General features: G+C 62.2%; 16 protein-coding genes. 8 read left to right on the forward strand and 8 right to left on the reverse strand.

Annotated elements, in window-relative coordinates:
• Positions 1 to 76: 76 nt before the first annotated feature.
• Positions 77 to 1,564: an aminoacyl-histidine dipeptidase gene (locus CWI66_RS04300; RefSeq protein ID WP_100731010.1), complete on the reverse strand. Its 1,488-nt coding sequence runs from the start codon at positions 1,562 to 1,564 to the stop codon at positions 77 to 79.
• Between the two features lie 27 nt (positions 1,565 to 1,591).
• Entirely contained in the window at positions 1,592 to 3,802 is a 2,211-nt protein-coding gene (locus CWI66_RS04305) for a GNAT family N-acetyltransferase (protein ID WP_100731011.1), read from the reverse strand.
• A 331-nt stretch (positions 3,803 to 4,133) separates the two neighbouring features.
• On the opposite strand from CWI66_RS04305, the gene dctP reads away from it, so the two are divergent.
• The 3 genes from dctP to CWI66_RS04320 all read left to right on the forward strand — a co-directional run bounded on the left by dctP (position 4,134) and on the right by CWI66_RS04320 (position 7,132).
• Positions 4,134 to 5,237, forward strand: a complete 1,104-nt coding sequence (gene dctP, locus CWI66_RS04310) for a TRAP transporter substrate-binding protein DctP (RefSeq protein ID WP_100731012.1) — start codon at positions 4,134 to 4,136, stop codon at positions 5,235 to 5,237.
• 63 nt (positions 5,238 to 5,300) lie between these two features.
• The gene (locus tag CWI66_RS04315; RefSeq protein WP_081192748.1) at positions 5,301 to 5,804 is read left to right on the forward strand and encodes a TRAP transporter small permease subunit; all 504 of its coding nucleotides are present in this window, start codon (positions 5,301 to 5,303) and stop codon (positions 5,802 to 5,804) included.
• Entirely contained in the window at positions 5,801 to 7,132 is a 1,332-nt protein-coding gene (locus tag CWI66_RS04320; RefSeq protein WP_081192750.1) for a TRAP transporter large permease, read from the forward strand. Before CWI66_RS04315 ends, CWI66_RS04320 begins: the two co-directional genes overlap by 4 nt.
• A gap of 45 nt (positions 7,133 to 7,177) precedes the next feature.
• On the opposite strand, the gene CWI66_RS04325 is transcribed toward CWI66_RS04320, so the two are convergent.
• Positions 7,178 to 7,876 carry a substrate-binding domain-containing protein gene (locus CWI66_RS04325; protein WP_232710745.1) on the reverse strand — a complete coding sequence of 233 codons (699 nt, stop codon included), beginning with the start codon at positions 7,874 to 7,876 and terminating at the stop codon, positions 7,178 to 7,180.
• Here CWI66_RS04325 and hisD point away from each other — a divergent pair.
• Complete coding sequence (hisD, locus tag CWI66_RS04330) at positions 7,859 to 9,136, forward strand: histidinol dehydrogenase (RefSeq protein ID WP_232710747.1); 1,278 nt, start codon at positions 7,859 to 7,861, stop codon at positions 9,134 to 9,136. The two genes, CWI66_RS04325 and hisD, sit on opposite strands and share 18 nt — an antisense overlap.
• Positions 9,137 to 9,390: 254 nt before the next feature.
• The gene (locus CWI66_RS04335; protein WP_016916078.1) at positions 9,391 to 11,091 is read left to right on the forward strand and encodes an ABC transporter permease; all 1,701 of its coding nucleotides are present in this window, start codon (positions 9,391 to 9,393) and stop codon (positions 11,089 to 11,091) included.
• Positions 11,092 to 11,116: 25 nt separating this feature from the next.
• Here CWI66_RS04335 and CWI66_RS04340 read toward each other — a convergent pair whose 3' ends face one another.
• On the reverse strand, positions 11,117 to 12,214 hold the full coding sequence (locus CWI66_RS04340) for an ABC transporter ATP-binding protein (protein ID WP_016916077.1): 1,098 nt from the start codon (positions 12,212 to 12,214) through the stop codon (positions 11,117 to 11,119).
• A 215-nt stretch (positions 12,215 to 12,429) separates the two neighbouring features.
• Between CWI66_RS04340 and CWI66_RS04345 the strand changes: the two genes are divergently transcribed.
• Positions 12,430 to 13,455 (forward strand): Fe(3+) ABC transporter substrate-binding protein, encoded by a 1,026-nt coding sequence (locus tag CWI66_RS04345; RefSeq protein WP_016916076.1) that lies wholly within the window; start codon positions 12,430 to 12,432, stop codon positions 13,453 to 13,455.
• Positions 13,456 to 13,555: 100 nt separating this feature from the next.
• Here the strand turns inward: CWI66_RS04345 and polA are convergent, their stop codons facing one another.
• Positions 13,556 to 16,321 carry a DNA polymerase I gene (polA, locus tag CWI66_RS04350; RefSeq protein WP_100731013.1) on the reverse strand — a complete coding sequence of 922 codons (2,766 nt, stop codon included), beginning with the start codon at positions 16,319 to 16,321 and terminating at the stop codon, positions 13,556 to 13,558.
• 173 nt (positions 16,322 to 16,494) lie between these two features.
• On the opposite strand from polA, the gene CWI66_RS04355 reads away from it, so the two are divergent.
• Positions 16,495 to 17,451: a homoserine kinase gene (locus CWI66_RS04355; RefSeq protein WP_016916074.1), complete on the forward strand. Its 957-nt coding sequence runs from the start codon at positions 16,495 to 16,497 to the stop codon at positions 17,449 to 17,451.
• An 8-nt stretch (positions 17,452 to 17,459) separates the two neighbouring features.
• Positions 17,460 to 19,370 (forward strand): biosynthetic arginine decarboxylase, encoded by a 1,911-nt coding sequence (gene speA, locus CWI66_RS04360; protein ID WP_446718677.1) that lies wholly within the window; start codon positions 17,460 to 17,462, stop codon positions 19,368 to 19,370.
• A gap of 138 nt (positions 19,371 to 19,508) precedes the next feature.
• On the opposite strand, the gene CWI66_RS04365 is transcribed toward speA, so the two are convergent.
• From CWI66_RS04365 to CWI66_RS04375, 3 genes are all read right to left on the reverse strand, one after another.
• Entirely contained in the window at positions 19,509 to 20,174 is a 666-nt protein-coding gene (locus CWI66_RS04365; RefSeq protein WP_100731015.1) for a fumarylacetoacetate hydrolase family protein, read from the reverse strand.
• A 139-nt stretch (positions 20,175 to 20,313) separates the two neighbouring features.
• The gene (thpD, locus tag CWI66_RS04370; RefSeq protein ID WP_100731016.1) at positions 20,314 to 21,294 is read right to left on the reverse strand and encodes an ectoine hydroxylase; all 981 of its coding nucleotides are present in this window, start codon (positions 21,292 to 21,294) and stop codon (positions 20,314 to 20,316) included.
• A gap of 287 nt (positions 21,295 to 21,581) precedes the next feature.
• Positions 21,582 to 22,385 (reverse strand): Crp/Fnr family transcriptional regulator, encoded by an 804-nt coding sequence (locus CWI66_RS04375; RefSeq protein ID WP_016916070.1) that lies wholly within the window; start codon positions 22,383 to 22,385, stop codon positions 21,582 to 21,584.
• Positions 22,386 to 22,992: the final 607 nt, after the last annotated feature.

Here is a 22,992-nt window from a genome sequence, read left to right on the forward strand (position 1 = left end):
CGCCGAGACACCACCCACGGCACCCTTGCGGTGCCGTTTTTGTTGCCCGCCAATGTTGCTGGGCGGGCATGGCAGATCAGACCTGGCGACTGGCCGAGTCGGCGGTTTGCCTGGCCAGGGTTTCGATCAGGTCACGCAGCATGGCCCAGAACTCCGCCACGGAAGCGATTTCGACGCGCTCGTCCGGTGAGTGAGCACCGCGAATCAAGGGCCCGAACGAGATCATGTCCAGATGAGGGTACTTGCTGCCCAGAATCCCGCACTCCAGTCCGGCATGAATGACCTTCACCTCCGGAGCGTGGCCCATCAGCGCCGCATGGCGAGTATTGAAGGTGGCCAGCAGCGGGCTTTCCGGGTTGGGCGCCCAGCCTGGGTAACCATTTTCGACCTTCACGCGGGCGCCCATCAGCCCGAACAGCGCCTGGAAGCGCCCGGCCATGGCCATCGCCGCGCTGTCGTGCAGCGAGCGCACCAATGCGCAGAGGTGAAAACGCCCCTGCTCCACGCTCAGCACGCCAAGATTGTTGGAGGTTTCGACCACTCCCGGCACATCGGCGCTCATCCGCTCGACCCCACAAGGAGCCGCATGCAAGGCGGCCAGCAGCATGGCGCTGGCGTCGCGGGTCAGCGGTTCGGCCTCGGCAGGGGCCGCTTGCGTAGCCGTCAGCACCAGGCCAGGGTCACCGCTGCCCAGCTCCGCCTTGAGCGTTCTGGCGAGGGTTTCCACCGTGGCCAGCGCGGCCTCGACATCGTCGGCGGGCAGCGCCACCTGGGCAAAGGCTTCACGGGGAATGGCATTACGCAGGGTACCGCCTTGGTAGTTCACCAGCCGCGCATCGAAGGCTTCCAGCGCCCACAGCACGCGTACCAGCAGTCGGTTGGCATTGCCCAGCGGCTTGTCGATATCCATGCCCGAATGACCGCCCTTGAGGCCGGTCAAGGAGAGCGAGATGACCTGCTCATCGGGCTGCAGCGCCGCACCTGGCAGTTGGGCATCCACCACCACGTCGGCACCGCCCGCGCAGCCGATGTAGACCTGGCCACGATCTTCACTATCGAGGTTGAGCAGCAGTGAGCCCTCGAGCCACTGCTCGGCCAGATTGAGCGCCCCGCCCATGGAGGTTTCTTCCTCCAGGGTGAACAGCGCTTCCAGCGGCCCGTGGGTCAGTTCCGGGTCCTCCAGCACGGCCAGAATGGCAGCCACGCCCATGCCGTTGTCGGCCCCCAGCGTGGTGCCTTCGGCGTGCAGCCACCCCTCCTTGACCACCGTGCGGATGGGATCCCGCGTGAAATCGTGGGCTTGGCCAGCGTTGGCCTGCGCCACCATGTCCAGGTGCCCCTGCAGGATGATGCCCGGCGCTGCCTCACACCCCGGTGATGCGGGCTTACGGATACGCAGGTTGCCGAAGGCATCCCGGTCATGGGCAAGCCCCAGGCCATCGGCCCAGGCTTCCAGCTTGGCGACCAGCGCTGCCTCGTGGCCCGATGGCCGAGGGGTATTACACAGCGTGCGAAAATGCTGCCACACCAACGTGGGCGCGAGCGCTTCTAGATGTGCGTTCATGGAAACTCTTCGTCATCGATAACCGGGCTACTTTAACCGCTCCTGCCCATCCGAGAAAAGCATCGACGCGGTCATCAGCTGCTGTGTCACTCGGCGCAGTTGCTGCGTGGCTTCGCGCGGGGCATCGGCCAGCGGTTGATTCTGGTAAGCCCAGGCCACCAGCTGCTGATGCGCTAGCCGGGCCTCTCCCAGCGGTACACGGCTGGCCTCTCGCCCCAGTGCCTGCAAGGCAGCCCGCGCCAGGGCGGGGTCGCGATGGGCATAGGCCACGTCGTGGATCGTTTGTCGCTCCACGGCACTCAGCGGCCGTTTCGGCAGCTCGGACAGCAGCAGCGCTACCACCGGCGCGGGCAAATCGCGTAGCTCGAAGGCCAATAGCCCCTGCAAAGACGCCACAAAACCTTGCTGCATACTCTGCAATACGGCCTGGCCGGTCTCGTTCAACGGCTTGGCGACCATGATGGCATACTCTCCCGTGGCCGCTTCCCGGGTCACGCCCAGCCGCACCGGCGTGAACCCAAGGGCCAGCCAGAATGACAGCAGCCCCGCCTCCGCGCCGAAGGTGGCGCCATACAGCGCGACGCCCTGCTCTGCTGCGCTGGCCATATCGGCTGCCAACAGCCTGCGCCCCAAACCTTCGCGACGCCGCTCGGGGTGAACTGCAATGCGCACCACCCTGCGCCAGCGGGCGGTCAACGCCTCGCGATGCCCCCCGTGAGCCGCCAGGGACTGGGCCAGCAAATGCCCCTGGGGCCGCCGTTGGCCCAGCGCCACCTGTTCGGCCAGCGCCGGGTCAAAGCCGCCCTCCTCCCGAGTGACCAGCACTGCCAGCGGCGCCGTATCGGTGGCCCCCGTGGAAGCAGCCGAGGCGTGCCCCTGGCTTGCCATCACCATGCGCAGCTGCGTGCCGGGGCCATCCATCAGCTGGCGCAAGTCGCTGGGGGTGGTGCGATAGTGCGACTGCACCAGCAGGCCAAACAGCTGCTCCAGCAACGGCTCGTTGGCAGCCAGCTGTACCTGGCTCACGCTGAGGGTCTGCGCGTCGATGAGGCCATGCGCGTGAGCCTCAGGCAGCGGCGCGCTCAGCAGCAGCGCCTGTTGAATGACGCTTTCCAGAGGGTCATTGGCTGCCCAGCGAATCGGGGTGTCCAGGGTCAGCTCCCGCCACTGGGGTGTCTGGCGCTCGAGCACCTCCCGAAAACGCAGCGCAAAGCCCCGGCCAGAGCCCTCGTAACCATGCACCGTCGTGGCAAAGGCCATACGCGGGAACGCGGCCAGCCAGCGGGCCAGCATAGCTGCTGGGAGTGCCGCGGCCTCATCCACCAGCAGCAGCGCCCCGCTGCCTCCCAACGTGCCCTGAGCCAGCTGGGTATCGAGCAGGTCGGGTGGCAAGAAGCACAGCGAGCTTCCCGTGGCAGGCAGCTGCACCTCATGGCCGCGGCGCTGCGCCTCAGGGCACAGCACCATGACACGCTCGAACAGGCTGTCCACCGCGCTGGCTCTGGGGGCGGTGACCAGTAGCCGCGGGTAGCTCCCCTGTTGCAGCAAGCGCGCACAGGCAATGCCCAGCGCCGCACTTTTCCCGCGCCCTCGGTCGGCCGTGATGACCAGCGGGCGGCGACGCTTGAGCTTGCTCAGGGCCGTGACCGCACGGGCCTGGTCGGGCGTCAGGCAGGCGGGGTCTTCAGGGCGGCGTGGCGAGGGCTGCCCGGCGGGCAGCCTGGAAAGCACCAGCGGGCCAGCCACCGGCCAGCGCACCACCTGGGGCGAAGCACCCAGTTGGCGCGCCAAACGTGCCAGGTAAAAGCTGCTCAGCGCGGTCCATTGCCAGGGGTGGTCGGCAAAGCGTGCGTAGTTCGGGTCGGGGCGCTCACCCCATGGCTCGGGGGTTACCAGCAGCAGTATGCCACCCGCCGTCAGCGTGCCGGCCAGCGCGCCCAGGGCGTCCGGGTCCAGCCCGTCACGACCGCTGACGTCCATGACGATCAGCTGATGCTCGGCCCCCAGTCGCGTGCGCGCTTTGGCTGCGGGCAGGCAAGGCGACACGGGGGCTTCCTGCGGGTCGCCCACCCACAATGGCGCTTGCCACGGCTGGGCGTGCCACAGCGTGAGCGCCAGTCGGCGAGCGTGCTCGGCAGGCCCGCTGAGCCACACGAGCCCCCGCCAACGGCGGCGTTGCCAGCGCCGCGCATGGCCCACCAGTAGTGATATGCGGCGGTCATCACTTGCTTCGCTCATCACGCTCCTCAAGGGTCGATTGCTTACAACTTTGGTACAACAAGGCACACATTTTCAACGCTTCAACGCGCTATCCAGACCTGTCCAACCGTTTAAACAATTACTTAACCAAATGTTTTTAAACAATTTTTACATCAATCGATGTTTCATGGCGTGCGTTAACTTCCTGCAAACTCTGATATTGCGCCGCAGCGGGGGGAGTGTGCTAGCTTAGCGGTACAGCCTTGGCCGCTTTTACTTTACGTAAACGTCAGCCCTACTCGCTGTGCTTTCCTGCTTTCAGGTAATCAACACTAATAACGCCAACCGCCAAAGTACCAGGAAATTGATAATGAAAAAGACTACAAAATTTTCCTTGACCAGCCTTGCTGCTGGTGTCGCATTTGCCGCTCTCACCACGACTGCTCAAGCACAAGAGCAGTGGACCATGACCTCCACCTGGCCCGAAAACCTCGACCTGATCAAGCTCGATCAGCACTGGGCCGAGCTGGTCAACCAGCTGGCGGGAGACGAAGTACAGATCAACTTCCGCGCGGGCGGTACGCTGATGCCCGGCACGGAAGTGTTCGATGCCACCGAAACCGGCAGTATCGAAGCCGCCGGTGACTGGCCAGGCTATTGGGCAGGCTTGAACCCCGCGTTCTCGCCGCTGGCCACCACCACCAGCCTGTTCAACGCCGTTGACTACATCAACTGGATTCAGCAGTGGGGCGGCCGTGAACTGTACGAAGAGATTTACGGCCAGTACAACATGATGTACCTGCCCTATGCCGCGCTCAACAACGAGTCCGGCTTCATGGGCCGTACGCCCATCGAAAGCATTGCCGACCTGGAAGGCAAGCGTCTGCGTCTCTCGGGCCGAGACCAGGGCCGCGTGCTGGAAGCCCTGGGTGGCTCTCAGGTAACCCTGGCCGGTGGCGAAGTCTATCAGGCCATCGAGCGTGGTGTGATCGATGCCGGTGAATTCGCGACCCCCGGCGTGGATTACAACGCAGGCTTTGCCGAAGTGGCCGACTACTGGGCCACGCCTGGCTGGCACCAGTCCGCCAGCGTCTTCGGTGTCATGATCAACCTCGACGCCTGGAACGCGCTGTCGGAAGAGACCCAGCAGAAGCTGCGTATCGCCGCCGACGCCACCATGGCCTGGTCACTGGCCTGGTCCGAGCGTGAGTCCACCGAGGCCACCCAAAGGTTCATCGATGCGGGCATCACCATCAACCAGTTCTCTGACGAAGACCTGGCCCGTATTCAGGAGATCACCAACGAGGTCATCGTGCGCGGCGCCTGTGAAAACAGCGACCACGCCAAGGTCTACCACTCCATGGTGACCTACCTGGAAGACTACGCCAAATGGCGTGACATCTCGGCTCCTTTCAACATGAGCCGCACCATGGATAACCTGCCCTCACTGGAAGAGATCGAAGCCTGCCTGTAAGGCGTTTCTGCACCGCCCCGGGCTGCCCGGGGCGGTTTTGTGTGCTGACCGCGGAGATCTTCCATGAATGCGATTGCCAAGGCGATCGATGCAATCAATGAGCTGTTTGGGCGATTGATCGCGCCATTGATTGCCATCATTACCCTCATCGTCCTGTACGACATTGCGTCACGCTTTTTCTTCGGCCGCCCCAGCAACTGGGCGTTCGATGTTACCAAGATGCTGTTTGGTGCCCACTTCATGCTGATGGCTGCCTACGGCTTGCGCCACCACGCCCATGTCGAGGTCGACGTGTTGAAACGTTTGCTGTCACGCAAGCGTCAGGCCCTGATCGAAGTCGTGGCCTACGTGATTTTCTTCGTTCCCTTCATCTGGATGCTGCTGACCTACGGCTGGCGCTTCTTCGAACGCTCCTATACCCGGGGTGAAACCACCTACGGCATGGTGTCGATTCCCGTCTACCCGATCAAAGGCGTTATCGTGGTGGCGGCTGCCCTCATCCTGCTGCAGGCCATTGCCATCGTACTGCGGGCCATCATGCAGTTGCGCGAGGAGAAATCAGCATGAACCTGAGTCCTGAACTGCTGGCGCTAGTGATGTTTGGCGGGCTGCTGATCGGCCTGTTCATGGGCCATCCGCTGGCCTTCGTGCTCGGCGGCGTCGCCGTCATCGGCGCTTTTCTCGGCCCTGGCGAGCGAGTGCTGGGCACCCTGATCAACAACATCTTCGGCAACGCCATGGACAACTACGTGCTGGTTGCCATACCGCTGTTCGTCCTGATGGCACGGTTTCTCAACGATTCCGGGGTCACCGAAAAGATGTTCGATGCCATGCGCCTGCTGCTGGCCAACCTGCGGGGCGGGCTGGCGCTGACCGTGGTCATCGTCTCTGTCCTGCTGGCCGCCACCACCGGTATCGTGGGCGCCTCCATTGCCGTCATGGGCATGATTGCGCTGGTGCCGATGCTCAAGTATGGCTACAACAAGGAGCTGAGCACCGGGGTCATCATGGCCAGCGGCTGTCTGGGCATCCTGATTCCACCCAGCATCATGCTGATCCTGATGGCCAGCTACTCGCCGGTATCGGTAGGCGCCCTGTTTGCAGGGGCGATGATTCCCGGCCTGATGCTGGGGGTGATGTACGCGCTCTACGTACTGCTGATCTGCTACTTCAAGCCCTCCTATGGCCCTCCGGTACCCAAGGAAGAGCGTGCGGAAGTCAGCACGCGGCAACTGCTGATCATGCTGGGCAAGTACGTGGTGCCGCCCATGTCGCTGATCCTCGGGGTACTCGGCGCGCTCTTCACCGGCGTGGCCACCGCTACCGAGGCCTCGGCCATCGGCGTGTTCATTGCCTTTATCCTGTTTTTGATCTTTGGTGATCGCCGGGTCTCCACCTGCTTCAAGACGCTGCTGGAAGCAGGCAAGACCACGACCATGGTCATGCTGGTGCTGGTGGGCGCGACGGCCTTCACCGGGGTGTTCTCACGGGGCGGCGGCATGCAGGTGATTCAGGACCTGCTGCTGGCCATGCCGGGCGGCACCACCGGCGCGTTGATCATGATGCTGTTTCTGGTGTTCGTTCTGGGCATGTTCCTGGACTGGACGGGCATCGTCCTGCTCAGCTTCCCGATCATGCTGCCCATCGTTCAGCAAATGGGCGTCGATCCGCTGTGGTTCGTGGTGATGGTGGCCGTAGTACTGCAAACCTCCTTCCTCACGCCACCGTTTGGCTATGCGCTCTTCTATCTGAAAGGGGTTTCACCGCCTGGGGTAGAGATCGTCGACCTTTACAAAGCGGTCGTTCCCTTCGTGGCGCTGATCCTGCTGGCGTGCGTATTGATGTCGTTCTTCCCGTGGCTGGTCACCGGCCTGCCACGCATGCTGCTGGGCTAAGCTGACGCCCTCGCGTTGCCGCCTTGCCGGGCAAGGCGGCAAACTTCATGAAGATGACGCAACACCACGCCCCGTTGCCGGGGCGCTGGCGCGTACGATGGGCGTCACCGGCAGTACTTTCCGCTCCCCCGCGACCTGCCCACTGGCGATTTGCGCCAGCAGCAGGGCCACCGCCTCGTCCACCATGGGCTCGACCGGCTGTTGAACCGTGGTGAGCCGATAGCTCGGCCAGGCCGCCATGGGGATATCGTCGAACCCTACCACCGCCACGTCCTCAGGCACCCGCAGCCCCAGCTCACCGCTGAGCGTATCGATCACCGCAATGGCCATATGGTCATTGGCGGCAAAGACCGCATCCGGGTAGGGCGCCGCCTCGAACAGCTTGCGGGTCGCCGCCTGGGCCGCCGCGAAGTCATAGTCGCCGCATGCCTCCCCCCAACAGCTGACACCCTGCGCCGCCAGCGCCGCCATGAAGCCATCACGCCGCTGGCTGCTGGTAGAAGAGTCGGCAAGCCCGGCCACCAGCGCGATGCGCCGATAACCGCCAGAGACCAGAAACTCACCCACCCAATAGCCTCCACGGTAGTTATCGCTGGCGACCTGGCTGACCCCCTCGAAGGCCACCGTACGGTTGATCAGCACCACCGGAATGCCCCGGGAGACGCACTCGCTGGCCAGCGAAGAGGAAAGCGTCGCTGCCAGCATCAGAATGCCGTCTGCCTGGCTCTGCAGAATGTCCGCCATGACGGCCAGGTACGCGAAACCGTCGAGCGTACGCTGGCCGACATCCAGGCCCGAGGCGACGCCGCCATTCGCGAGCTGTCGGAAAAGTTCGATGGCTGGTCACCAGAAAACTTCCGTTTGAGCGAAGCCGAGATTGCTCAGGCCATGAGCGAAGTGTCCGAGCGTGATCTGGACGACATTCGCTTTGCCCAGGCCCAGATACGTCGCTTTGCCGAGGCGCAGCTGGCCTCCATGCAGCCGGTCGAGATCGAAACCCGCCCCGGCGTCATCCTTGGCCACAAACATCTGCCGATAAACGCGGTGGGCTGCTATATCCCCGGGGGTTCCTACCCCATGGTGGCGTCTGCCCACATGAGCGTCCTGACGGCCAAGGTCGCTGGGGTGAAACGCGTCATCGCGGCGGCGCCACCCTACAAGGGCAAGCCCCACCCCGCCATCGTGGCAGCCATGCACCTGGCAGGCGCGGATGAGATTCTGGTACTCGGCGGCGTTCAGGCCGTGGGCGCCATGGCCATCGGCAGCGACTCCATCGCGCCAGTGGACATGCTGGTGGGCCCTGGCAATGCGTTCGTCGCCGAGGCAAAGCGCCAGCTATATGGCCGTGTCGGCATCGACCTGTTCGCGGGCCCCACCGAGACGCTGGTGATTGCCGACGAGAGCGTGGACGGCTTGCTGTGCGCCACCGACCTGCTGGGGCAGGCAGAGCATGGCCCAACCTCCCCCGCTGCCCTGCTGACCAATTCCGAAGCGCTGGCCCGGGACACCCTGGCGGCCATCGAGGAACTGCTGCAGAAACTGCCCACCGCCGATATCGCGCGCCAGGCCTGGGAGAGTCATGGAGAAATCATCGTCTGTGACAGCCACGAGGAAATGCTGCAAGTGGCCAACGAGATGGCTTACGAGCACGTTCAGGTCATGACCGAAGACCCGGATTTCTACCTGGAGAACATGACCAACTACGGCGCGCTGTTCCTCGGCCCGCGCACCAACGTCGCCTATGGGGACAAGGTGATTGGCACCAACCACACGCTGCCCACCAAAAAGGCAGCGCGCTACACGGGCGGCCTGTGGGTGGGCAAGTTCCTCAAGACCTGCACCTATCAGCGGGTATTGACCGATGAAGCCTCGGCAGAGATCGGCAGCTACTGCTCACGACTCTGCATGCTGGAAGGCTTTGCAGGCCACGCCGAACAGGCTAACGAGCGCGTGCGCCGCTATGGCAAACAGGAGGTGCCCTACGCCTCGGCGGTGGACGCATGAACTTGCCCCAGGCCCCCGGCTTCAGGCTGGACGGCATGCAGGCGCTGGTCACGGGCAGCGCGCTGATGGTGAACGGCGGCTGGACCGCCCACTGACGGAGCCCCACGGGTACACGCCTCGACCCTGCCCCACGGGCAGGGTTTTTTAATGGGCGGCCGATGAGCTGCACCCCATCGGCGCAGGTGATACTATTTGCAACCGCTATTTTTTCGCATTGACGAGCCACGCAGCTTCTCGTCCAAGGAGATCACGACGTGTCCACGCCCGCTCGCCGCTCATCATCGGCTCTGCTGTCAGGGGTCGCTTCACGCTTTGCGCTGTCGCTCAACCCCTGGTCTATGGCGCTGTTTCTCATCGCGCTGACCGTGGCACTGCCGATTCTGGTGGTTCTGGGCCATATCGTGCTGCCCACCGACGGCATCTGGCAGCACCTGGCCAGTACCGTCCTGCCCCGCTATCTCAGCAATACCTTCTGGCTGGTGCTGTGGGTAGGCCTCGGTACCTTGGTGATTGGCACGGGAACCGCCTGGCTGGTGGTCATGTGCCGCTTTCCAGGCAAGCGCATCTTCGAGTGGGCGCTGCTGCTGCCGCTGGCCGTTCCCACCTACGTGATCGCCTATGCCTACACGGATTTCCTGCAGGTGGCCGGGCCGCTGCAGAGCATGCTGCGGGAGTGGTTCGACTGGCGAGTGGGCGACTACTACTTTCCCAACATTCGCTCGTTGGGGGGCGCCATCACGCTGATCACCTTCGTGCTCTACCCCTATGTCTACCTGCTGGCCAGGGCCTCGTTCCTGGAGCAGTCGGTGTGCGTGCTGGACGTGGGACGCACGCTGGGGCGCGGGCCGTGGCACCTGTTTGGCACCGTGGCCCTGCCCCTGGCGCGGCCTGCGCTGGTGGGCGGCGTGTCGCTGGTGCTGATGGAAACCCTCAATGAGTTCGGGGCAGTGCAATTCTTTGGCGTGGACACCTTCACCACCGGTATCTACCGCACCTGGTTCGGACTGGGCGAGCCGGTGGCGGCCGCACAGCTGGCGGCCTGCCTGCTGACCTTCGTGATCGTGCTGGTACTGCTGGAGCGCTGGTCACGGGGCAAGCGGCGTTACTTCCATACCTCCAGCCGTTACCAGCAGCTGCCCGAGTACCGTCTGCGCGGCTGGCAGGCCACCGGCGCGTTTCTGGCCTGCCTGCTGCCCATCACCATCGGCTTCCTGCTGCCCAGCGGCCTGCTCTTGAACATGGCGATTCGGATTGGCGACAGCCTGTTCGGCACGCGCTTCATCGGCTTCGCCCTGAACAGCCTGTCGCTGTCGGCCATTGCGGCCCTGATTGCGGTGGGGCTGGCGGTGCTGCTGAGCTATGGCGTACGCCTCAACAACTCCCCCAGCGCACGCCTGTTCACCCGCATTGCGGCCATGGGCTACGCCATTCCGGGCTCCGTGGTGGCGGTCGGCATTCTGATTCCCTTTGCCTGGCTGGACCACACCCTCAACTCCTGGCTGCACGCCAACTACGGCAAGATTATCGGGCTGGTCTTCAGCGGCACGGCCTTCATTCTGATCTACGCCTACGTGGTGCGCTTTCTGGCGGTGTCGTTCAATGCCGTGGAAGCCAGCCTGGGCAAGGTCACCCCCAGCATGGATGCCGCCTCGCGCACCCTGGGCCAAACCGCAGGGGGCACGCTGCGACGCATTCATACGCCCCTGATGCGCAGTAGCCTGTTGGCGGCGGGGATTCTGGTCTTCGTCGATGCCATGAAGGAGCTGCCGGCCACCATCATCCTGCGGCCGTTCAACTTCGATACGCTGGCGGTACGCGCCCATAACCTGGCGTCGGACGAGCGGCTAGCGGAGGCCTCCACGGCCTCGCTGACCATCGTGGTGGTGGGGATCCTACCAGTGATTCTCCTCAGCCTGGCCATGCGCCGAGCGCGCCCCGGCAGCCAGGCCGAGTAAGTTCAAACACACGCCTTCCCGCGCCTCAGCGTGGGAAGATGAACACCTGGGAGTGGTCCAGATCGATGTCGATGGGCTGGCCCTCCTGGGGCAGGAACACCCCAGGTACACGGGCATGCAGGTGCGCTTCCTGGCCATCGCTGCCATGGGCACACAGGTGGATCAGGCTGGTGCGGCCCAGCAGCTTGGCCATGACCACGTGGCTATGGCTGTGCGCTTCGGCTGGCAGGTCTCGCTCCTGAATGCGCAGCGCCTCGGGGCGAATCATCACCTGCACATCACTGCCTTCCGGCAGCCAGCTGGCATCCACCGCGCCCACGGGGGTCTGCACTCGCCCGCCTTGCACCACTCCCGCCAGCTCGTTGACCTCGCCAAAGAAAGTCACCACGAAGGGGTCGATGGGCGCACAGTAAAGCTCGCGAGGCGTGCCGGTCTGGACGATCTTGCCATCGCGCATCAGTGCGATGCGGTCCGCCATGAACATCGCCTCTTCCGGGTCGTGGGTCACCAGCAGCGTGGCCGAACCCAGCTTTTTCAACACGTGCAGCGTGTCGTCTCGGATACGATCCCGCAGCCGGGCATCCAGGCTGGAAAAGGGCTCGTCCAGCAGCATCAGCCGCGGCGTAGGCGCCAGCGCACGGGCCAGCGCGACACGCTGCTGCTGGCCTCCCGACAGCATGTGCGGGTAAGTTTCGGCATAGGCGGCCATGCCCAGCTGGTCCAACAGCTCCAAAGCACGCGCGCGGCGCTGGCTGGAGGGCAGCTGTTTCAGGCCAAAGGTGACATTTTCCAGCACGCTCAGATGGGGAAACAGCGCCGAATCCTGGAACGCCAGGCCCACGTTGCGCTTTTCGGGCGGCACATGGCGCTTGCCAGGGGCAGCGATGGCCTGCCCGTCCAGGCTGACCTCGCCTTCCTGCACCACCTCCAGGCCTGCCGCGATACGCAGCAGGGTGGTCTTGCCGCAGCCGGAAGGACCCAGCAGGCACACCACTTCGCCCTGGCCGATCTCCAGATCGATGCCCTTGACCACCTTATTGGCTGCAAACGTGTGCTCGACACCCCGCAGCGACAGCGCCGCCGCCGGTGCTGCCACCTCTGAAAATGACACCGTTGCCGTCATTCGTTCACCCATGGTTAGTGCGCAGCGCAGATGCCTGACTGCGAACACGGTTGAAAGTTATTTGCATTCTATTTTCTATTGGCGGCAGATGCACGCACATGCACAAAAAGTGTTGCGTGTCATTATCATTTCGCTTGACGTCCATGGAACAAGACGCTTCAATAGGCGCAGTTTGCCAATGCAACTTATTATCATAAACATTTAGGGTGTATGTTATGAAAAAGACACGTCTTGCAGTCTCTGTCGCCGCCGTCATGGCTGGCTCGGCATTTGCTAGCAGCACACTGGCTAACGAGGTCAACATCTACTCCGCTCGCCACTACGACTCAGACGAGATTCTGTACAACGCGTTCACCGAAGAAACGGGGATCAAGGTGAATGTACTGGAAGGCGACGCCAATCAGTTGATGGAGCGTATGCAGCGTGAAGGCGTGGCCAGCCCTGCCGACGTCATGCTGACCGTGGATGCCGGCAACCTGTGGCGTGCCGAGCAGGATGGCCTGTTCCAGGCCGTGGATTCCGACGTGCTGAACGAGCGCCTGCCGGAGTCCATGCGTCATCCCGAAGGCATGTGGTTTGGCTTCAGCCAGCGCGCACGGGTGATTTTCTACAACCGTGAGAACTTCGACCCGAGCCAGATCGCTACTTATGAAGACCTGGCCGACCCGCAGTTCGAAGGCAAGATCTGCATCCGCTCTTCCAACAACATCTACAACCAGTCTCTGCTGGCCTCGATGATCGAGCACCACGGTGCGGAAGAAGCGCAAGAGTGGGCACAGGGCGTGGTCAACAACCTGGCGCGCAACCCGGAAGGCGGTGATACCGACCAGATTCTGGGCGTGGCCAGCGGCGAATGCGAGCTGGGCGTGGCCAACCACTACTACTATGTTCGTCTGCTGCACTCCAGCGAAGCTTCCGACCGCGAAGCCGCCCGTAAAGTGGGCGTGATCTTCCCGAACCAGGATGATCGCGGCACGCACATCAACGTGGGTGGTGCAGGTCTGGTCGCCAACGCGCAGAACGCCGAGAACGGCATCCGCTTCCTCGAGTTCCTGGCTTCCGACCAGGCCCAGGAAGTGCTGGCCGAGCGTAACTACGAGTTCCCGGTGGTCGATGGCGTGAAGAAGAACCCGGTTCTGGAGTCCTGGGGCGACTTCCAGCGCGACGAAGTGAACATCAGCGAGCTGGGTAACAACAACCCGGAAGCCGTGCGCATTTTTGACCGCGTCAACTGGCGCTAAGCGCTGGCCCAGGCAGTATGCAAAACCCCACCGCAAGGTGGGGTTTTTTGTGGATGGCCAGTCAGCCAGGGTTTGAGCAGCGCCTGGTGCGCTTCTTACTTTAGTGTGCTTCGTCCCAGTTGGCGCCGCTCTGGGCTTCCACGATCAGCGGCACGCTCAGTGTGGCCGCCGACTGCATCCGTGCACTGACCTCCTCGATGAACGCGTCTACCTGCGTTTCAGCCACCTCGAACACCAGTTCGTCGTGCACCTGCATGACCATCAGGGCATCGAACCCGCCTTCCGTCAGCCACGCATCCACGTCGATCATCGCCTGCTTGATGATGTCTGCCGCCGTGCCCTGCATGGGCGCGTTGATTGCGGTGCGCTCGGCCCCCTGACGGCGGTTGCGGTTCTGCGAGTGGATCTCGGGCAGGTAGAGCCGCCGCCCCATGACGGTCTCGACGAAGCCGTTGTCGGCGGCCTGACTGCGAATGCGATCCATGTAGCGGGCAACGCCGGGGTAACGGTCGAAGTAGCGGTCGATGTAGGTCTGCGCCTGCTGGCGTTCGAGATGCAGCTGACGCGACAGCCCCCAGGCGCTCATGCCATAGATCAAACCGAAGTTGATCGCCTTGGCACTGCGGCGCTGGTCGGCGGTGACCTTGTCCAGCGCGGTGCCAAACACTTCGGCGGCGGTGGCGGTATGGATGTCGCGGCCCTGTTCGAAGGCTTCCAGCAGCCCCTTGTCTTCCGACAGGTGGGCCATGATGCGCAGCTCGATCTGCGAGTAGTCCGCGGCCACGATGCGATACCCGGGGCGGGCCACGAAGGCCTGGCGAATCTTGCGCCCCTCTGCGGTACGGATCGGAATGTTCTGCAGGTTCGGGTCCGACGAGGAGAGCCGCCCGGTGGCGGTCACCGCCTGGTGATAGCTGGTGTGCACGCGGCCGGTTTTCTTGTTCAACAGGCGCGGCAACTTGTCGGTATAGGTAGACTTCAGCTTGGCCAGGCCACGGTGCTGCATGATCACCTTGGGCAAGGGGTAGTCCAGCGCCAGCTCTTCCAGCACGGCCTCGGCGGTGGAAGGCGCGCCCTTGGGCGTTTTCTTGATGACCGGAATTTTCTGCTCTTCGAACAGAATCTGGCCCAGCTGCTTGGGGGACCCCAGGTTGAACTCGCGGCCCGCCAGCTCGAAGGCTTCACTTTCAAGCTCGCGAATACGCTGCTCCAGCTGCTGGCTCTGCTGGTGCAGGCGCTCGGCATCCAGCGCCACCCCGTTACGCTCGATCCGCGACAGCACCTTGATCAGCGGCAGCTCCAGATGATCGAGCACCTCGGCCAGGCGGCCTTCCTGCTCGACCTGCGGGCGCAGCGTCTGCTGCAGGCGCAGGGTAATGTCCACGTCTTCACAGGCGTAGGGCGCGGCCTGCTCCAGGGCTATCTGGTTGAAGGTGAGCTGCTTGGCGCCTTTCCCGGCAATCTCCTCGAAGGAGATGGTCTTTTCCCCCAGGTACTTGAGGGCCAGCGAATCCATGTCGTGGCGGGTCGCGGTGGAGTTGAGCACGTAGGACGCCAGCATGGTATCGGCAAACGGCCCCGTGACGTGAATATCCACGTTGGCCAATACGGAAATATCGTACTTGAGGTTTTGGCCGATCTTGGTTTTGCCGGGATCTTCCAGCAGCGGCTTGAGCGCCTCGAGAACGCTGCGGCGGTCGAGCTGGGCAGGCGCATCCAGATAGTCGTGGGCCAGCGGGATATAGGCCGCTTCACCGGGTTCCAGCGCCAGGCCGACCCCGACGATCTCGGCATCCATGTAGTTGAGGCTGGTGGTTTCCAGATCGAAGCAGAAGCGCTCGGCGCTGCGCAGCCGCTCAAGCCACGCGTCCAGTTCGGCCTGCTCGGTGATCACGTGGTCGCGGCGTGGGCCTGGGGCCGTGCCCGACGCCACCTGCTCGGCCTGCGGGGCTGGCTGGCCGCCGCTGACGTCGTCCACGCCCTCGTCCTTGCCCTCCAGCAGCTCCGCCAGCCACTGCTTGAACTCCATCTCCTTGTAGAGCGCCACCAGCGCTTCCCGATCCGGGTGAGCGATCTCCAGGTCGTCCAGCCCTACGGGCAGGTCGCAGTCGACCTTGATGGTGGCCAGCCGATAGGAGAGAAACGCCTGTTCGCGGTGCTCTTCCAGCTTTTTGGGGAGCGTCTTGGCTCCTCGAAAGCTCAGCGTGGTGACCCGTTCCAGGTCGCCATAGATGGTCTCCAGCCCGCCACCCATGCCTTGCAGCAGGCCAATGGCGGTTTTTTCTCCTACGCCGGGCACGCCAGGAATGTTGTCCACCTTGTCGCCCATCAGCGCAAGGAAGTCGATGATCAGCGCAGGCGGCAGCCCAAACTTCTCCTCGACACCGGCCTCGTCCAGGGTCTCTTCCTTCATGGTATTGACCAGCGTGATATGGCGGTTCACCAGCTGGGCCATGTCCTTGTCGCCGGTGGAGATCACCGCGTCGCGCCCGGCCTGGGTGGCATGATGCGCCAGCGTGCCGATGACATCGTCGGCTTCGACGCCTTCGATGCACAGCAGCGGCAGCCCCAGCGCTTTCACGCAGGCGTGTAGCGGCTCGATCTGGCTACGCAGGTCATCGGGCATCGGCGGGCGGTGGGACTTGTACTCGCTGTACATGTCGTCGCGAAACGTCTTGCCCGGCGCATCGAAGACCACCGCCATGGGGCTATCGGGGTAGTCCTTGATCAGCCGCTTGAGCATGTTCAGCACGCCTTTCACGGCGCCCGTGGGCTGGCCGTTGGAGTTCGTCAGCGGCGGCAGCGCGTGGAACGCACGGTAAAGGTACGAAGAGCCATCAACTAGCACGATAGGGGCACGGGCCATAACCAGATTCCATAGTCAGCAGAACAGTAAGAGCGTCTATTCTGCAATGATACGCGTTCGGCGGCGCGACTGCAGAAAAGCACTGTGAAAGCGCCCCTTCACCGTTCACAGCGCTGCCAACTGACGCGCCAAGCCGCTACAATGACCGGCTTAGCAACCTGGGCGAGATTCTCATGGCTGTATTTACTCCGCTGAGCGACGCACAGGTCGCCGCGTTTTTGGAAAAATTCGATGTTGGCAGCCTGGTGTCCCTTCAGGGCGTGGCAGGCGGCACGGAAAACTCGACGTTTTTCGTGACCACCGAGCGCCGCGAGATGGTGCTCACGCTGTTCGAACAAGGCGAGCACGAAGAGCTGCCGTTCTTCGTCGAGCTGCTGGACTACCTGGATGAACACGGCCTGCCCGTACCAGGCACCATTCATGACCGCGAAGGGGTGGCGCTGCACAGCCTGGCGGGCAAACCGGCCCTGCTGTTCCCGCGCTTGCCCGGCAAGCATCCCACCGCCCCCAACCTGGCCCAGTGCCAGGCGCTGGGCAGCGCGCTGGGACGTATGCACAAGGTCTCGCAGCATTTTCCGGGGCATCGTCCCAACCCCCGCAACCTGCACTGGCTGCGCGCCGTGCACCACAAGGTGCTGACCTACATCAGCCCCGACGACCAGACCCTGATGAAAAACGAGGTCGATGATTTCGAGACCGCGTTCAGCCAGTATGGTGCGCTGCCCCAGGGGGCGCTGCACGGTGACCTGTTCCGTGACAACACCCTGTATGAAGGCGACCAGTTGGGCGGCATCATCGACTTCTACAATGGCTGCACCGGCGACCTGCTGTTCGACCTGGCCATCGTCATCAACGACTGGGCCTCCAACGAGGACGGCAGCCTGAACGCCGAGCGCTATCAGGCGATTTTGAGCGCCTACCAGGCACGCCGCCCACTGACCGACACCGAGCGGGCCCTGTGGCCCACCATGCTGCGCTTGACGGCGTTGCGCTACTGGCTGTCGCGCCTGCTGGTGGTATATGTGGACCCGCCTGCCCATGACCTTACCCCCCACGACCCCGAGCGTTTCCGCGTGATTCTCAAGGCACGCATCGCGCTGGGGGCACTCCCTATCCCGGAGGCTTCCTGATGAGTGACATGGCCGCAGCCAGCAGCCCCGCCGTACGCGCCCGCCGTACCTGGAACATGGACCAGTGGGGCAGCGGTTACTTCGATGTCGATGACCACGGCCAGGCGCTGGTGCGCCCCCTGGGCAGCGATGCCGAAGGCCCTGCCCTGCCGATCAGCGCGCTGGTTCGCCAGCTGCAGCAGGCCGGCCTGCGCTTACCGGTGCTGGTGCGCTTCAGCGACATTCTTCACGACCGCGTCGAGCAGCTGTGTGGCGCCTTCGACGCCGCCATGCAGGATGTGGCCTATGAGGGCGGCTACACGGCGGTGTACCCGATCAAGGTCAACCAGCAGCGCCGCGTGGTCGAAGAGATTCTGGCCACCTCGGAGCGAGGCAACGGTCGCGTAGGGCTCGAAGCAGGCAGCAAACCCGAGCTGCTGGCGGTGCTGGCGCTCTCCGACGGCGGTTCGTCGCTGATCGTCTGCAACGGCTATAAAGACCGTGAATACGTGCGTCTGGCGCTGTTGGGCGAGAAGCTGGGCCACCGCGTCTATCTGGTGGTGGAAAAACTCTCCGAGCTGGACCTGATTCTGGAAGAAGCCCGGGAGCTGGACGTGACGCCGCGTATCGGCCTGCGCGCGCGGCTGGCCTCGGTGGGCAAGGGCAAGTGGCAGAACACCGGTGGCGAAAAGTCCAAGTTTGGCCTCACCGCCAGCCAGATCCTGGAAGTCGTGGACACCCTGCGCGCCCAGGACGCCCTGGCCAGCCTGCAGCTGGTGCACTTCCACCTGGGCTCCCAGATCGCCAACATCCGCGACATCCAGCGCGGCCTGCGCGAATGTGCGCGCTTCTACCAGAACCTGATGGCGCTGGGCGCCCCCATTGACACCGTGGACGTGGGCGGCGGCCTGGGGATCGACTACGAAGGCACCCGCTCGCGCAGCTACTGTTCGGCCAACTACTCCATGCAGGAGTACGCGCGCAACGTGGTCAGCGCCTTCGCTCAGCTGTGTCAGGAAGCCGACTTGCCACAGCCGCACCTGATCAGTGAATCCGGCCGCTCGTTGACCGCTCACCATGCGGTGCTGATCACCAACGTGATCGGTGAAGAGCGTATCGACCACACGCCGCCGGTGCGCAGCGTCACCGACGACCCCCAGGTGGATGAGCTGTGGCGCGTGCTGGATCAGCTGGCCGAACACCAGGAGCCCAGGGTGCTGGTCGAAGCCTGGCACGACCTGCTGCAAGCCGTCAGCGAGCTTCAGGACCGCTTCGTGCTGGGCTTGAGCAGCATCAGCGCCCGCGCCGAAGGCGAACGCCTCTACATGGCTGCCTGCGCGCGCCTGCGGGGCAAGCTCGATACCCGCAACCGTGCCCACCGGGAAATCATGGACGAGCTGGCCGAGAAACTGGCCGACAAGCTGTTCGTCAATTTCTCGCTGTTCCAGTCGGTGCCGGATGTCTGGGGGATCGAGCAGATTTTCCCGGTACTGCCACTCAGCGGGCTGGACCAGGCGCCCACTCGCCGCGCGGTGATTCAGGACATCACCTGTGACTCCGACGGCCGCATTGACAGCTACGTGGACGGCCAGGGCGTCGAGAGCACGCTACCGCTGCCGGAGTGGGCCAACGATGACGAGCGCTGGCTGGGCTTTTTCCTGGTAGGGGCTTACCAGGAGATTCTCGGCGACCTGCACAACCTGTTCGGCGACACCGACTCGGTGGATGCCGCGCTGGGCGCCGACGGCGAGTGGGTACTCTCCAACCCGCAGGCAGGCGACACCGTGGCGGACGTGCTGGCCTACGTCAATTTCGATGCCCGCGTCCTGAAGCAGAAGCTGACCGAACAGCTGGTGACCAGCGGCTTCTCGGCCGAAGAGCAGGCGCACTTTGCCGCCAGCCTGACCGAAGGGCTGGAAGGCTACACTTATCTGGAGTAACGCTCTGGGGTAAGGGGGAGGAGTAAGGGGCCAAGAGTAAGGGGGCGGGAGCCCCCTTCTCGCCTGACATTCCAGCATAAAAAAAGCCACCGTTGCCCAGGGCAGCGGTGGCTTTTGACGTTCAGCCGGTGGGGTCGTTTATTCGACCACGCTGGTGTTGATCTCCAGCCCGCCGGTGAGCGTGAAGCGCAGTGATGCGCCGCGAGTCAGCTCGCCTACACCCGCAGGCGTGCCGGTCAGGATGACGTCGCCGGGCTCCAGGGTGAAATGACGGCTCATTTCCGCGACCAGCGTCGGGATCGCAAAAATCATGTCCGAGCCTTCACCGTGCTGGCGCTCCTCGCCGTCGATTTCCAGCGCAAAGCTCAGCGCGTTCCAGTTGGGCACGCGGCTCAACGGCAGGAACGGCGACAGCGGGCAAGCCCCATCAAAGGCCTTGGCGATTTCCCAGGGATGGCCTTTCTCTTTCAAGGTGGTTTGCACATCGCGCAGCGTCAGATCCATCGCCAGGCCGATACCGACGATGGCGCGCTCCGCTTCATCCTGCGTGGCGTGGGTCAGGGTTTCCCCTACCAGCAGCGCCAGCTCGACTTCATAGTGCACCTCACCGCGTGAAAACGGCGGGTCCAATGGCTTGGTCAAATCCACCACGCTGGTGGCCGGTTTGATGAACAGCAGCGGCTCACTGGGAACCGGGTTGTCCAGTTCCTTCGCATGGTCGGCGTAGTTGCGGCCTACACACACGACTTTGCCCAGCGCGTGGGGAAACTCCTGGCCATCGGTAAACTGTGGAACAAAACGCATGGCGGGTATTCTCCTTCTCATTATGCGTGCCGCATTCGCAACGACAGGCGCACTAGTCTACCCCACCCTGGCGCTTGTTCCACAACCCTCCCGCTGCTTTTCTTGCACCTAGGCTTATGTACCCAAAGCACGTAAACGTTTAAACGCCCGGCTGCCAAGGCTGGTCAGGCCCATGGGCCAAAAAGGCAGGCCGCTGTTTGGGGGCAGCAAACGGCGCACCGCAACGGTTGTCCGGCCGATTGAACACGAAAAAGACGTTACTGCGCGGGTCCGGCGACAGGTTCGCATTGGAAGCGTGCAGGGTGTTGCAATCGAACAGCAGCAAGCCCCCTGCTCGCCCCTTTGGCGCCTCGATGCCGTATTGGCCGACCATATGGCGCAGTGCCTCCTGGCTGGGCACCCCGACCTCCTGAGCTTTCAACGAGCTTTTGTGGTTGTCCTCGGGGGTTTCGCCAAGGCAGGGGACGAACGCTTTGTGAGACCCTGGAATCAGCATCAGCGGGCCGTTGAACTCGTGGTTATCGGTGAGAATCAGCGATGCACTGACCGCATGCATGTTAGGCATACCATCTTCGGCGTGCCAGGTCTCGAAATCCGAGTGCCAGTTGAACCCCTTGCCTGCAAAGCCGGGCTTGTAGTTGATGCGCGATTGATGCACGTAAGGGTCGTCACCGATGATCTGACGTGCCGCTCCTGCCAGCCGCTCGTCGCTGGCCAGCGCCCCCAAACGGGCAGAGAGATGGTGCACGGCGAACAGCGAACGAATCTCCTGGCTTTCCGGCTCGGTGATGCTGAACTCCCGCTCACGGTAAGCATCGTTGCTCATCAACGACTCGATTTCATCGCGAAGCGCATCCAGCTCGTCGCCATGGATCAGGTCTGGAATAAACAGATAGCCCTTGCGCTCGAACTCATCCAGCTGCGCTTGGGTCAGCGGCCCCGGCAGCGCTCGCCCTTTGACCACATCGTCACGGCGCGCCTGGGTCAACGATGCTGGCGCCGTGGCCAGCCGAGTAGGATAGAGGTCCACTCGCGTATTGCTGGCAGAAGGGGTATCTGCCATGTCGCTGTACTGCTTGTGGGCCGTCAGGTTTTTGAGAGGTGTATTGCCGACTGTCATCTAATCCACTCCTTGTATGATTAAATTTCAGTTAAAACGTGTCTCATTCAGAAACACAGTGCAGGGAGAAGCCTAGCCCACGCATGACGACTTGCAACCCTTGGGAACCCCGCGCATAACGTGCGTTATGACATTTTTTTCATGCTCATGGACACCCCGTTGAGGCCCACCGCAGCAACCACCCTGCGCACAGCGCACTACGGGCGAATTTCAATGTTTGATAAACATCGGCCCAAAAAAAGCGCCGCTCGAGGTAAGCGGCGCGGGTGGCGGGCGAGGGACGTGCGCTAACCCAGGCATATATGGCCGTAGATGAAATCCCGGTCGAAGCCCGTATTACGCGCCATCTCTTCCGGCTGCAGCAACTTGATGCTGCTACGCGTCTTGCGGATCAGCTTCTTCTGCTCCAACGCGGTCATGCAGCGGCTGACGTGCACGCTGGTCATGCCCAGAAGCTCTCCTACGATGTCCTGGGTCACCGGAAAGGAGAATACGTTGCTGTTCAGCAGGCCTTTGAAATTGAATCGCGCATAGACTTCCAACAAGAAGTGCGCCACTCGCTCTTCTGACCGATGATGCGTACAACTTCGCAAACGCTCGATGGTAATATTGTCGTTGACCATGACATACGAGGTAATGGCCTTGCGGATTTCGTCGTTGGTTTTAAACAACGCATGCAAATCATCTACCGATACTTTTTCCAACTTGCAATGTGTCAGCGAGAGAATCACGATATCGTGACTTTCGAAAAAGCTTTCTCGCATTCCGATAATATCGCCCGGCATGAAGACGTTACAAATATCTTGCCCACGTGTAGAGGTGGCATGGGATAGACTTGCCCAGCCCTCTTTCACCACGAAGATATCGGCACGCCCCTCGCATAGCGAAAAGACTTTCTGGTTTCTCTTCAGCTCGACAGGTTTTTGTCGAACGTTGGTCAAGGCCTCCAGTGACTCTGCCCCCAGCTCACCGTACAGCCCCAACACTTCACCAATACTTATACAACCACCCTCGGCCCCCAGGGGGCCCGGCAAACCATTGCGACTTCTATCTTCCACTAGATTATACTCTTCTGCAGTAACCTTATTCATCTCTACACTCCTTTGTAGTTAGACAAATGCTATACTCACCCGGAATTTTTTATAATTTCTATACACTAAAAGGAAGATAACGCGACAAAAATATAGACAACTATAAACATACAAACAAGAAACTTTCATAGTTTGCGCTATCAAATACCCAAAAACCCAAAACTATTAACATTTGTTAAACACATTACAAAAACTCAAGAAAACTAACAGTATGAAAACAACTCCCAATACAAACAGGCTGTCGCCATCACGATGATAAAGCTTAAAACAACGGGCTAATAAAAAACCAACCCTCCTCTCCCCACTCCTTTCAACCCTTTACCCAAACATATACCCGCCTCTCAAACAGCCATTTAAAGCAGAAGGCCCAATTCTCTTGGGTTAGCAAAAAAGTCAATTCTATAAAGCATTAAAACAACCGACCAACTAGAAAAACAACAAAAGACAAGAAGCGAAGAAACTTCAATAAATCGCTTTAATGCAGAGAAAGGAGCTTTCGATGTCACACTATTGCCACACAGTCCTCTTAGGGAACCGCTGATCAATTCGTCTCTGAGCGGCTAAAGCACTCAGGGCGGCATATTCACCGCGTCAACGGTCACTTTCT

The sequence above is a fragment of the Halomonas sp. 141 genome, assembly GCF_002810305.1.
Classification (GTDB): Bacteria; Pseudomonadota; Gammaproteobacteria; order Pseudomonadales; family Halomonadaceae; genus Vreelandella; species Vreelandella stevensii.